Source organism: Bacillus sp. z26, assembly GCF_058313635.1.
The window spans coordinates 404,175-418,404 of the sequence record NZ_JBZFQM010000001.1; the positions used below are offsets into that span (position 1 = coordinate 404,175).

The 14,230-nt window shown below is 38.2% G+C and carries 7 protein-coding genes; 3 read left to right on the forward strand and 4 right to left on the reverse strand.

Annotated elements, in window-relative coordinates; translation table 11 throughout:
• Window positions 1-86: 86 nt before the first annotated feature.
• Both AC4G3K_RS01930 and AC4G3K_RS01935 read right to left on the reverse strand, forming a co-directional pair.
• Window positions 87-7,262: a DUF7927 domain-containing protein gene (locus AC4G3K_RS01930; RefSeq protein WP_491132275.1), complete on the reverse strand. Its 7,176-nt coding sequence runs from the start codon at window positions 7,260-7,262 to the stop codon at window positions 87-89.
• Between the two features lie 631 nt (window positions 7,263-7,893).
• Entirely contained in the window at window positions 7,894-8,649 is a 756-nt protein-coding gene (locus tag AC4G3K_RS01935; RefSeq protein WP_491132276.1) for an aminoglycoside adenylyltransferase domain-containing protein, read from the reverse strand.
• A gap of 390 nt (window positions 8,650-9,039) precedes the next feature.
• Between AC4G3K_RS01935 and AC4G3K_RS01940 the strand changes: the two genes are divergently transcribed.
• The 3 genes from AC4G3K_RS01940 (at window position 9,040) to AC4G3K_RS01950 (ending at window position 10,769) form a co-directional block, all read left to right on the forward strand.
• Window positions 9,040-9,486, forward strand: a complete 447-nt coding sequence (locus tag AC4G3K_RS01940; RefSeq protein WP_491132277.1) for an NUDIX hydrolase — start codon at window positions 9,040-9,042, stop codon at window positions 9,484-9,486.
• Window positions 9,487-9,570: 84 nt separating this feature from the next.
• Window positions 9,571-10,110: a hypothetical protein gene (locus AC4G3K_RS01945; RefSeq protein ID WP_491132278.1), complete on the forward strand. Its 540-nt coding sequence runs from the start codon at window positions 9,571-9,573 to the stop codon at window positions 10,108-10,110.
• Window positions 10,111-10,376: 266 nt separating this feature from the next.
• Window positions 10,377-10,769, forward strand: coding sequence for a (deoxy)nucleoside triphosphate pyrophosphohydrolase (locus AC4G3K_RS01950; protein ID WP_491132279.1), 393 nt, complete (start codon window positions 10,377-10,379; stop codon window positions 10,767-10,769).
• A gap of 39 nt (window positions 10,770-10,808) precedes the next feature.
• Here the strand turns inward: AC4G3K_RS01950 and AC4G3K_RS01955 are convergent, their stop codons facing one another.
• Together AC4G3K_RS01955 and AC4G3K_RS01960 are read right to left on the reverse strand one after the other, a co-directional pair.
• The gene (locus AC4G3K_RS01955; protein ID WP_491132280.1) at window positions 10,809-13,619 is read right to left on the reverse strand and encodes a DEAD/DEAH box helicase; all 2,811 of its coding nucleotides are present in this window, start codon (window positions 13,617-13,619) and stop codon (window positions 10,809-10,811) included.
• 132 nt (window positions 13,620-13,751) lie between these two features.
• Window positions 13,752-14,066, reverse strand: a complete 315-nt coding sequence (locus AC4G3K_RS01960; RefSeq protein ID WP_491132281.1) for a hypothetical protein — start codon at window positions 14,064-14,066, stop codon at window positions 13,752-13,754.
• Window positions 14,067-14,230: the final 164 nt, after the last annotated feature.

The following is a 14,230-nucleotide window of genomic DNA, read 5'->3' on the forward strand; positions in this document are numbered from 1 at the left end:
ACAGCTTATTCTATAAATAAGAAAACCAGCCTGAGTCAAACTCAAGCTGGTTTTCTGTTAAACTACTATTCACTCACTCTGAAAGCTTACTGTTTTCTTTTCCAAACATACAATCCGCTTCCAGCAATCAAGAATATACCTAAAACTAAAAGAATATTTAAGGTAGCTTGACCAGTTTTAGGATTATCAATAAATTTATTCACAGTTTGCACTACTGGTCCAAAAATAGTCGGTTCCTCTTTTGGTGCAACAACCGGTGCATCTTGTTTAGATACTTTCACGGTTACAGAACCTTCCTTAACCAGTTCCTTACCATCTACAACTACCTTCGCCACGGCAACGTTCGTTAATTCACCAACGTCTTCCGCAGTAATCTTATATTTGACTGTAAATGTTTTGGTTTCACCTACATCAAGCTTGTTGATGACTTCATTAAGACCAACCATTTCATCAACCACCTGAACATCAGTCAACGCTTTATTGCCTGTGTTCGTTACGTCAATTGTATAGGTAATAGTTTCTCCGACTTGCGCTTCTTTCTTATCAGCGGTTTTGTTAATTGTGAAATTGTAATTAGGATCAACGGTAATCTCTGTAATAACTTCATTTGTTTCCTCACCGTTGACAACTGCAATATTACTAATTTCACTGTTGAATACACCATCATCTAATGGATTTACAATCGTGTCAAAATCAATTGTCACGGTATCTCCTACGGCCATTTTATCTAATGAGTAAGTTAGAACACCATCTTTATAATCTACATCGGCCTCTACACTCTCATTATTAACTGTTACTTTCACAGAATCCTCTAGGAAAGTAAGGCCAGAGGCAAGCTTATCCGTGATTACAATATTCTCTTGATCAGCTTCTCCATCATTGGTAACCGTAATGGTATAGCCAATTGTGTCGCCTGGTTTGGCAATTTCTTTATCCACTTCCTTGATGGAAGATAGATGCGGAATTTTCACTTCAGTTGTAGCTTCTGGCGTTGGAATATCGTTAACAACTGCGACATTTTTCAATGTTGCGCTGTATTCGCCTTCTGCCAATTCATTGACTGTCACTTTAAAGGTAATGGTCATCACGGCTTTGCTTTCTAGCTTCTCAGCGTTCACCGTTAACACGCCTTCTTCATGTGTGACTTCGGCACCTTCCAAGTCTACCTGGATGGAATCTCTCACTAAGGTTACGCCTGTTGGTAGTTCGTCGACAACCGTCACACCTTCTTGGACCGCTTCCCCATCGTTTTCCACTCGGATGGTGTACGTGAGCTCATCACCTGGTTTGGCATTCGCTTTATCCACTTCCTTCGTGGAGGTTAGATGTGGAATCTTCACTTCAGTTGGCGCTTCTGGTGTTTCCTCACCATTGACTACGGCTACATTTTTCAACGTTGCACTGTATTCGCCTTCTGCCAGTTCGTTGACTGTCACTTTAAAGGTGATGGTCATCACGGCCTTGCTTTCCAGCTTCTCAGCGTTCACCGTTAACACGCCTTCTTCATGCGTGACTTTGGCTCCTTCCAAGTTTACCTGGATGGAATCTTTCACTAAGGTTACGCCTGTTGGCAATTCGTCAACTACGGTCACACCTTCTTGGACCGCTGCCCCATCATTTTCCACTCGGATGGTGTACGTGAGCTCATCACCTGGTTTGGCATTCGCTTTATCCACTTCCTTCGTGGAGGTTAGATGTGGAATCTTCACTTCAGTTGGCGCTTCTGGTGTTTCCTCACCATTGACTACGGCTACGTTTTTCAACGTTGTGCTGTATTCACCTTTCGCCAGTTCATTCACAGTCACTTTAAAGGTGATGGTCATCACGGCTTTGCTTTCCAACTTCTCAGCCTTCACCGTTAACACACCGTCTTCATACGTGATTTCTGCATCTTCTGGATCTACCTGGATGGAACCGTTCACTAATGTCATACCTGTCGGTAATTCATCAATAACCGTCACACCTTCTTGAGTAGCTGCCCCATCATTTTCCACTCGGATGGTGTACGTGAGCTCATCGCCTGGTTTGGCATTCGCTTTATCCACTTCCTTCGTGGAGGTTAGATGCGGGATTTTCACATCAGTTGGCGCTTCTGGTGTTTCCTCACCGTTGACTACGGCTACGTTTTTCAACGTTGTGCTGTATTCGCCTTTCGCCAATTCATCCACTGTCACTTTAAAGGTGATAGTCATCACAGCTTTGCTTTCCAACTTATCCGCTGTTACTGTTACCACACCGTCTTCATGCGTGAATTTCGCTCCTTCCAGATTTACCTCGTCAGAGCCTTCTACAAATGTCACGCCTGTTGGCAATTCGTCAACTACGCTCACACCTTCTTGGACCGCTGCCCCATCATTTTCCACTCGGATCGTGTACGTGAGCTCATCGCCTGGTTTGGCATTCGCTTTATCCACTTCCTTCGTGGAGGTTAGATGCGGGATTTTCACATCAGTTGGCGCTTCAGGTGTTTCCTCACCATTGACGACAGCTACGTTTTTCAACGTTGTACTGTATTCACCTTTCGCCAATTCATTCACTGTCACTTTAAAGGTGATGGTCATCACGGCTTTGCTTTCCAGCTTATCAGCTGTCACCGTTACCACACCGTCTTTATGTGTGACTTCCGCTCCTTTAAGATTTACCTGGATGGAATCTTTTACTAAGGTTACGCCTGTTGGCAATTCATCAACTACGGTCACACCTTCTTGAACTGCTGCCCCATCATTTTCCACTCGGATGGTGTACGTGAGCTCATTACCTGGTTTGGCATTCGCTTTATCCACTTCCTTCGTGGCGGTTAGATGCGGGATTTTCACGTCGGTTATGGTTTCTTCCGTTGGCACATCATTGACGACAGCTACGTTTTTCAACGTTGTGCTGTATTCGCCTTTTGCCAATTCATCCACTGTCACTTTAAAGGTGATGGTCATCACAGCTTCGCTTTCCAACTTATCCGCTGTTACCGTTACCACACCGCCTTCATGCGTGAATTTCGCTCCTTCCACGTCTACCTTGATGGAATCTTCCACTAAGGTTACGCCTGTCGGTAATTTATCGACAACCGTTACACCTTCTTGTGCAGCTGCCCCATCATTTTTCACTTGGATGGTGTACGTGAGCTCTTCGCCTGGTTTGGCATTCGCTTTATCCACTACTTTGGTGGAGGTTAGATGCGAGATTTTCACATCAGTTGGCGCTTCTGGTGTTTTCTCACCATTGACTACGGCTACGTTTTTCAACGTTGTGCTGTATTCGCCTTTCGCCAGTTCATTCACTGTCACTTTAAAGGTGATGGTCATCACAGCTTCGCTTTCCAGCTTATCCGCTGTCACTGTTAACACACCGTCTTCATGCGTGACTTCGGCTCCTTTAAGATTTACCTGGATGGAGTCTTTTACTAAGGTTACGCCTGTTGGCAATTCATCAACTACGGTCACACCTTCTTGTGTAGCTGCCCCATCATTTTCCACTCGGATCGTGTACGTGAGCTCATCGCCTGGTTTGGCATTCGCTTTATCCACTTCCTTCGTGGCGGTTAGATGCGGGATTTTCACATCAGTTGGCGCTTCTTTTGTTTCCTCACCGTTGACTACGGCTACGTTTTTCAACGTTGTACTGTATTCACCTTTCGCCAGTTCATTCACTGTCACTTTAAAGGTGATGGTCATCACGGCTTCGCTTTCCAACTTCTCCGCTGTCACCGTTAGCGCACCGTCTTTATGCGTGACTTCGGCTCCTTCCAAGTTTACCTGAATGGAATCTTCCACTAAGGTTACGCCTGTTGGCAATTTGTCGACAACAGTCACACCTTCTTGGACCGCTTCCCCATCGTTTTCTACTTGGATCGTGTAGGTGAGCTCATCACCTGGTTTGGCATTGGCTTTATCCACTTCTTTCGTGGAAGTGAGATGTGGAATCTTCACGTCGGTTGGAACTTCAGGTGTTTCCTCACCATTGACGACAGCTACGTTTTTCAACGTTGTACTATATTCGCCTTTCGCCAGTTCATTCACTGTCACTTTAAAGGTGATGGTCATCACAGCTTCGCTTTCCAGCTTATCCGCTGTCACTGTTAACACACCGTCTTCATGCGTGACTTCGGCTCCTTTAAGATTTACCTGGATGGAGTCTTTTACTAAGGTTACGCCTGTTGGCAATTCATCAACTACGGTCACACCTTCTTGTGTAGCTGCCCCATCGTTTTCTACTTGGATCGTGTACGTGAGCTCATCGCCTGGTTTGGCATTCGCTTTATCCACTTCTTTCGTGGAAGTTAGATGCGGAATCTTCACATCGGTTATCGTTTCTTCCGTTGGCACATCGTTGACGACAGCTACGTTTTTCAACGTTGTGCTGTATTGGCCTTCTGCCAATTCATCCACTGTCACTTTAAAGGTGATGGTCATCACAGCTTCGCTTTCCAACTTATCTGCTGTCACCGTTAACACACCGTCTTCATGCTTGACTTCCGCTCCTTCCAAGTCTACATGGATGGAATCTTTCACAAAGGTAACACCTGTTGGCAATTTGTCGACAACAGTCACACCTTCTTGGACGGATGCCCCATCATTTTCCACTCGGATCGTGTACGTTAACTCATCACCTGGTTTGGCATTGGCTTTATCCACTTCTTTCGTGGAAGTGAGATGTGGAATCTTCACGTCGGTTGGAACTTCAGGTGTTTCCTCACCATTGACGACAGCTACGTTTTTCAACGTTGTGCTGTATACACCTTCAGCCAATTCATTGACCGTCACTTTAAAGGTGATGGTCATCACGGCTTTGCTTTGCAGCTTATCCGCTGTCACCGTTAACACACCGTCTTCATGCGTGAATTTCGCTCCTTCGAGATCTATCTTGACAGAGCCTTTCACTAAGGTTACACCTGCTGGTAATTTGTCTACAACGGTTACGCCTTTTTGGGCGACTTTACTATCATTTTCCACCTTGATCGTGTATGTTAACTCGTCACCTGGTTTAGCATTTTCTTTATCTACAGTTTTTATTGATTTCAAATGTGATTTTGTCACATCAACTATAGCAGGCTTAGATTCTATAGAATCTCCAATCTTTGCAATGTTTGGTATTTCTTTAGAATCTATATTTTGTCCCAATTCATCGACTATAGCTTCAAAGGTAATGGTTATTGTCTGATCTTTCGCTAGTTCTTTAACATATATCTCCAAGATTCCTTCATCATAGGAAGGAGTTGGTTTTGCATTTGGATCAGTAGACCTTGCTTTGACTGAACCATCTACATAGGTTAGACCATCAGGAATAACATCACTAATTGTAAAAGGTGATACTTGGTTTCCACCTTTATTAGTCACATTAATCGTGTATTTTACCCTGTCTCTTTCTCCAGCAACTACTCTTTCTGATGGCTCTCCATCTGAATCTTTAACCTGTACTAGTTTAGATATATTCAGGTCAGGTCCAGTGATTGTTGTTTTAACTTCATTCGTATCAGTGCCATCAATTTTACCTTTATTGTAAAGATCATATTTATTCTGAGCATTGAATAATGCTTCATTCACATTAACCTTAGCTTTAAAACGAATTACGGCAGATTCACCAGCCTTCATTTCGCCAATTGGAATCGTTAGAAGCCTAGTATTTTTATCGTATTTTGCGTTATTGACAGAGTTTCCATTAACAGTTACTGAATCTTCAATAAATGTTAAGCCTTGATCAAGAGTATCTGTCAACTCAACATTTGTCGCATCTTTTACCCCTGTATTAGAAGCCGTGAATGTATACGTTAACTCTTCTCCATTTAATGCTGAAGTCTTATCGACTTCCTTCACTGCACTCACTTTGGGCTCAAATTTAATAGATGTCGTGATTTTCAAGTTGGACTTTTCAGTATGTCTTTCCATATAGAAAAAGTCAAAATCATAGTCTTTTCCTTTTTCTATTCCCAACGTACTAGCCATTTCATCCAATTTTATAGTTTTAGATAGTTCGCGATGAACACCGCCCAAATCTATAGCAAGCTTTCCATTAATGAAAACCCACACATCATCGTCACCTGTAAATGTAAACTCTTCTCCACCTGTATAAGTGAATTTAGTGTGCATCTCTAATGAGAAATGATAATTGTGGTGTCTTCCTTCATTCCCAAATAGTTGATTATCTATTGGATAAAATTGATCACTGTAATAAACATACATATCTTTCTCGTTTTTATTCAGCGGTAAATATGTTGATAACGCCATATTGTTTGGTGAATTATTAAATAATTCATTAAGTTTCGTTTTGATTTGATCATCTGTAAGTGACGGAGCTTCGGGATAAAATATACTCTTTGTATATTTCATCATTTCATCTGTATATACAGGCTTTTTATCCTCACCAATATCTCCGTTCACCAAGTTTTCTACTAAACCAATATAACTTAAATTCGATTCAAATAAATATCCATCCGCCTTAAAATCACGAATGGTAATAGGTAACCTAATGTCTCCAGGTGCTGATAAATTTGCAGTAGAATCACTATCTTCACCTGGATGAGATGGTACATATGCTAATGCTCTACTTGCTTTAGAAGACTTTTTATCCTCTTCTCCAGTTGAGTCTTCCTCAGTATTACTACTGAGTTCTTCATCTTGAACTTTTTCTTCCGACTCATTTACTGCTGGAAGATTAGCAGGTACATCTTCCGTTTTTTCTTCAGTTGTTTTTTCAGATTTACCTTCAGTTTCTTCCTCTGTTGGTTCTGCAGGTTCTGTTAGAACTTCAGTCTCTTCTTCTGTTGCTTCTACTGGTTCTTTTGGTACTTCAGTTTCTTCAGTTGTCACTTCTGGTTCTGGGGCTGTGACCTGAATCGCAACAGATTTAACACCTCCATTCTGAGAAATGAGCTGCGGTATGTAGTTACCAGCAGTCTCTGCTGATACCTCTACTTTCGCAACTTTTTCACTTTCCTCCTTCCAATTGAAACTTAAGGATTGGGCATCTTGTTCACTGATGGTGATATTGTCTTCACCTTCAGTTATCTGTTTAATACTCAATCCAGTCGGCACAGAGAATGTTAATGCACCAGAATCTTCTCCACTATCCGTTAGCGTGGCTGTCAGTACTTCTCCTTCGAGAGCAGACTGTTTGTCAAAGCTCAATTCAACAGATGTACTGTTTGCACTAACATACTGAGTTACCGGAGTTAAAATGGTTTGCACAAGAAGAAAAAGCAATGTCAGAACCGAAAACATTCTTTTTCTCAAGCGCATCTTTTTGTAAGACTTACTCCGAGTCGATCTCATGTATCACACACCCTTTATGAAGTTTTTGTAGCAACTAAAAGTTGCCCGGACTAATTTAACTGACTATCTCCTTTCCTCATATTTTCTATTAGAATACTATTTTAAAAAAATAAATATTCTAATATATTCTATAATAACTTAATTCTAATAATTTTCTAACTATTTTTACTACTGTAATTATTGGAAACAATTATATTAATATACAAATATCACAGTTTAAATAAATGTTTTTTAGTGCTGGTTCGAATACTTAAAAGAACCCAACCCTTTAAATAAAAGCTCATCCTTCTATGAAATCCTCGCTCTATAAATTGAACGAGATTAAATCAAAGCATTAAACACTTTTATAAATCTAATGAACAATCAAAAACTATTATTTTGCATAAAAAAAAGCCATAGCTGCCTCTATAGACAGGTATGGCTTCATCATTATTTATACTTTTATTCTTGTAGTTTATGAAAGGGTACTGTACGGAATTGAGTCAACTACCGCTCATTTAGTTATTCATCGCAGATATCTTCAAATTCAACTAAATCTTTCTGCACATGGTGTTGAAGTAATCATAGATGAATACCTGTATCGTCGGTTCAGACGGATAGGCACTAAACAAATAATGAACAGGTGACCTATTTACTGATTCAACTTTGTATCTACGTACTCTGTAAATTCCAGCAGTTCCTTTTTCTCTGGGCTCCTGCCTTCCATCACTTTTTGTACCATTTCAGCTATGTTCTTAGGCAGTGTGTTAATAGCCCATTCACCGGCTTCCTGCTTGGAAGTAATGATTCCCGCTTTTAAATACCAATACACCTTAAGCATATTTAACACACAATATTTTGGATCATTCTCTATGTTAACAAGGCACTCCTGATAATCTGCCAGTAAAGATGAACGGTAGTCATTTTGGGGAATTTCTAGGAATACTTCTTCAATCGGCGCTCCCTCAAGACAAATCCCTCGTCTATGGAGAATCGTGATATGGGCGGCTAAATCCGGATTTTTCAAGTCCGCTTTATTCAGATAGTCGTCTGCCTTCTCTTCATATCGATCTCTCCACTTTTCACTGTAATGGAAATCATACGGACAAGGATGCTGCCAATTCTTAATTTGTTCTTTGGTTAAAAAGCTAACTTCAACTGGAAATGGTTTTCCGGAAATGGACAGGAAATAATCGACGAACTCTTTTTTAATCTCAAAGGCTAGTGGTTCTTCAGTCACAACGATAAAATCAATGTCACTGGATTGTGGAGTAAATCCATCCATAGCTAATGAACCATGAAGATAAAACCCCTTAAAATTATCTCCCAAACTTTCCTTTATTTGCTCTAATATCTTAAACACATAATCTTTTATTTCCGTTGTGCTTGTTTCCCATGAATAAATCATACTAACACTCCTCTATGAATGATTGCTTACTTTTTCACGAAATGCTGCTTCCACTGCCTCATCTTTCCACTATCAGCAAGCGAGTTCATCAGCATCTGTAAAAATCTTTTGTTTACCATAATTAAACAGTATTACAAAAACATACAAATAGCTATTAGAGATTTAATGAAAGGGCTACCAATGATACTCAAATAGTCTAGTACGGACACAAAAGCGTCAAACCATTTCATTATTTACAATCAATAAACGATTGAGTCTTTTTCCTATGTAGCTAAAGAACAGTATTAGTAAAAGAAGGATTATACTCCTTTTATGTTGAACTTCTTATAGTCAGAGTAAAGGGATAAGTTTACTAAAATTCTAAGAATAAACTATAGAGGTGTATGGAATATGACAGGATACGTAAAGGAAATACGAGATCTCATTGGCAGCAGACCAGTTATTTTAGTTGGTTCAACAATTATAGTGATGAATGATAAAAAAGAGGTTTTATTTCAACACCGTTCCGATACAAAAGAATGGGGGTTGCCCGGTGGAGTGATGGAAATTGGTGAAACTTTAGAGCAAACTGCTGAACGTGAACTGTTTGAAGAAACAGGGTTAAAAGCAAAGAGTTTTCATTTTATTGATATTCTATCTGGTAAGGAACTTTATTATAAGTATCCTAATGGTGATGAAGTATATAACGTAATATGTGTTTACCAAACAGAGGGGATAAGTGGCGAACTAGCCATGAACGACGGCGAAAGTTTGGACTTAGCCTATTTTCCTATCACTGAATTACCTTCCCAATTAGATGAAAGAGCAAAGATTATTATTGAAAAACTTTTCATCTAGGGTACCTCTTCCAATGGCTTCATTTTTTTAGTAAGGTTAGTAGCGCATCCTGCAGAGTAAAAGTAGGTAATCGGAGGTCACTCAATGTCAAAACTAAAAATAAATACTTATATCAGTAACTTTATCCCAGAGTTTGGTTACTCTACCCAAGAGATTAGAGAGTATTTACCAATTGATCATCCAAAAGCTAAAAAAGCTGCTCAAAAGTACCTTGATTATGAGGATGGAATGTATCTTAATGGTTATATAGAAATTGTCTATGATAATAAAATATTCCTCAATGACATAGAGGGAACTGATGACTTACTTTTTACATGGGATGATTTCGCTCGAATAGTTATTAAGCGTGAAAAAGAAGATGAGTTTGATATTACTTTATTAGATAACGGAACAACGTTTAAAATATTAAAAGATGGAGCAAATTATAGACTTATTTTAGATTCTGTTCATTCAGAAGAACATAATAACCCTTCCCAATTATCTATCCCTGCAGATGAATTGATTGAAGAAATTAAAACTTCTTTCAAAGACTTTGTTGTATTTTGTGATAGTGGATTAGTATTTGATGAAGAATCGGAGTATAAAAATATACTTGATTCAAATATAAAAATGAAAGATTTATGAAATATGCAAACTCCATTTGTAAAGAAATGCACTTAAACGATCAAGGCCTTTAGTTGAATAATGGAGACAGCAAAAAAGCTGTCTCTTTTTTACTCAGGCATTAGCAACAATCCTTATGAAAACAGTCAAGGAAAAACACTGCCCCACTAGTAACTGTAGAGGGCAGTGCTCATTCCAACCTATAACAATTTTCCTTTCGACCTAAAGATATTTCCTTTAGATATGATATTATAGACAAAGAAAAAACGATAAAGGATGTATGAAGCATGAAGAAAAAAGTAAAAGTCGTTGGGGCCGTGATGGAAAACGAAAAAGGCGAAATCCTCTGCGCTCTACGCTCTCCTGAAATGACATTACCGAACCTATGGGAGTTTCCAGGAGGAAAAATCGAAGAAGGTGAAAAACCTGAAGAAACATTAGTGAGAGAAATAGAAGAAGAACTTGAATGTCGAATTGAAGTGGGAACATTAGTAGCAGATATCGTACATGAGTACCCTACCTTCATTATTAATCTAATTACATACAAAGCCAAAATTACAAATGGTACTCCGATTGCAACCGAGCATGCTGAATTAAAGTGGGTACCCCTTAAGGACTTAAGAGCATTGGAATGGGCACCAGCTGATGTACCGACCATTGATGCATTATTAGCCAAGTAAACAAAAACAAGGGAAGTGAATAATTACTTCCCTTAGTATCTATACTTTTTTCGTAAACTCCGTATACAAACTAGCCGGAACTTCATGTTCAAGTTCCATCTTCACTGTGATAGGCTTTTCTCCCTCAAACTTTACCGTATTTCCTTTACCAATATAAATATACGGTTCGGTTTTTCCATCAATCGTTTTATATTTCCTTACAAATAAATGAAGCGAGATTCCTCTATCCTTATTATAGACGATGTTTTTTCCTCGTTCAGATGTTGGCGCCGTACTATTCGGTGTTTGCCATTGGAAATAACGCTCACTAATAAATTCATCGTGATAATTAATACTGTCCTTAATATCCGCTTCCTTATGCAAATCAATAAACAAGAAGTAATCATTTCCGTTCGCTAGCAAACCTGATCCTCTAAAAGCACTGTGACTCTTCCGATAGTTAGAAAGTAAAGCAGCTTCAGCCATTTGATATTGTTCATATAGCTTGAAATGAGGAACACCATAATATTCTTCTTTAAATTCCTTTTCATAGCGGAATATCCCATAATGAATGATATCCTCTATAAAATGTCTATAATTCTCATTGTCTAAAAGACGTTGATAAGGTGGTGTTTTCGTCAACTGATTATTCGTGAGTGAGAATAATTTGAAATTCCGCTTTTTCTGAGCTGGATCGTAGTAATCTTGATTCCAGCATTCAAATGCATGCAAAATACTATCCTCATCCACATCCTTCACATGCTTCAAGATCTCCTGTTTGGCAACGTCTAAAGAAAGCTGATCATGATCTAATAAATATTTCGCTATCACAAATTCATACACTCGTTTAAGTGGAAGCTTACTAGATAGTTCTTTTAAGGCCCCTTCAAATGAATCATTTAATAGCAAATTCTTCAACTGTTCATTCTTTTCTACCTTGGCAACAAACTGCAAGTACGTTTTCTCTCGATCAATAAATTTAATCGGATTAGGTGAACCATCGTACTTCATATAATCCATTAAATAGTAAGGAATATGACCATTATTCATTTTCTTAAATTCGAAATACTCTTCCTTCAAATACTGTAATGAATTAAAGTTTTCCTTATCAATTTGTGCTAAGATTCGTTCCTGCGAAATTTTATCCATCTGGATATGCGTACAGCCTGGAATATTAGCAAAGCCTGTAGCAATTGCCACTTTCAAACTTTCCTTATCATAATAGCGGCTTCCATTTAACGCGATCGCAATCAAGAAGGTTTTACTATGGTTACCGATAAAATCTAGCACTGTCAGGAAATTCTTATCCTTATATTTACGTAGTCCTCGACCTAGCTGCTGAATAAAAACAATTGGTGAGTTTGTAGGTCGCAGCATAAGGACTGTATTAACAGAAGGAATATCAACACCCTCATTAAAGATATCGACCGTAAAGATAAACTCTAATTCATCATTTTCATCTTCTAGCCTATTAATAAATGTTGTACGTTTATCTGAATTATCCTCCCCGGACAAACAAACACTTGGGTAGCCTCTCCTATTGAATTCCTCAGCCATAAATTTAGCATGCTCAACGGTTACACAAAATCCAAGTCCTTTTCTTGTTAGACCGTCAAAGCCATAGAAATTCATTTTATCAATGATAAAATCAACACGTTGATTGACCTTTAATCGCTTCGTTATTTCAGCCACATCATCAATATCCACGTCGCTCAAATCCACTTCTTCGATATCTGTGATCCCAAAGTAGTGGAAAGGAATAACTAAATCATCATCAAGTGCTTCATGTAAACGGACCTCTAATGCTACATTATTATCAAATAGATCAAATACATTTTGCTGATCGCTTCTTTCTGGAGTAGCCGTCATTCCTAGGGTAAATTGTGGAGTGAAATAATTAAATATCACTTGATAGCTAGGGCTAGTTGCATGATGTGCCTCATCAAAAATAATATAATCAAACTCATCTGGCCGATAATCCTGGTGGTATTTTGAGATCGTATTGATCGTCGCAAAAATATAATCAGCATCTTTTTGCTTTGTATTCCCTGTTAATAAACCAAAGGATAAGTTCTCATTGGGCAGGAGCTTTTCAAACGTCTCCTTCGCTTTCTTTAAGATTTCTTCGCGATGGACAATAAATAGTAATCTCTTAGGCTTAAAGGCTTTGACATCAAAAGCAGACATATACGTTTTCCCGGTACCAGTTGCCGCAATAACCAATGCCTTCTTTTCGCCATAGGAACGAATCCGTTCTAAATTTTCCATCGCGCGTCTTTGCATTTTATTAGGTGTGATATACTCTGCTTTCTCATAAATGAATGATTGATTATTAGTATAATCACTCAACTTACTCAAAAAGTCCTCATACTTTGCAATAAATGCATCATCCGCTTGAGTACTACTATTCCATAAAATTTCATATTCACTGAGTACATCCTCAAGAAACTTTGTATCTTCCTTCACAATCATTTCCAAATTCCACTCAATATTACTCTTCAATGCACTCTGGGTAATGTTAGAGGAACCGATAATAATCTTATAATAATCCTCATACTCAAAAATATAAGCTTTTGTATGAAACCCGACTGCCTTATCAGTTTCAAAAACCTTCAAATGTATATTCTCAAATTCATTAATTCTCTTAAGCGCCTTAGCTTCCGTAAAATTCAAATAAGTGGACGTAATAACCTGTCCACGAACGCCTCTATCCTCAGCTTCTTTAAAAGCCTCCAACAAAAGCTGCAACCCACTAAAATTAATAAACGCCACACTAAAATAATAACGTTTACATTTATTTATAGAAGAAATTAGTTCATTTAATAAATTTCCTTTATCTGAATTAACAATAAGCTTTTTCTCGATTTTCATGGATGTCTCCTGACTTTAAGTATTATATAACCTAGCACTTTGAACACTAAAAGAAATCTACAAGATATTTTAAGAAAAGAGGGTCATATTACACAGTATTGAGAGGATACTATATAGATCTTAAACAAATAGTTAATGAATATTAAAAGCCGTTGAATCATTAAATAAACTCATATACTCTAAAGCAGACATATTTAATAAATATTTATAAAACTTTTTCATTTCAACTCGTGTAGAGAACATAAAAGCAGACAATTCGCTGGTTAACTCAAATGTTATATCTTCACTCTTTTTCTCTATTAAATATATCCTTAATACAACAATATCATTTTCATTTTCTGACAAGAAAGCCCACCCCATGGTATGTACATCAGGCGAGACGATCACACCTTCAATATTACACCTCTCGATAATATCATCTGGGAAATTCACACTTAAATCATTCATAAAAATCCCCTTCCTTTAGAGCATTATTTTTAACCAAGTTAATATAAAATAAATACAGCACAGCCTTATAAAAAATGCATAGTTGAATTACTAGTAAAGGTAATCATGATATGTTATTCTGCAAATAATTATCGATAATTAGAACAATAATTTCTTTTCTACAA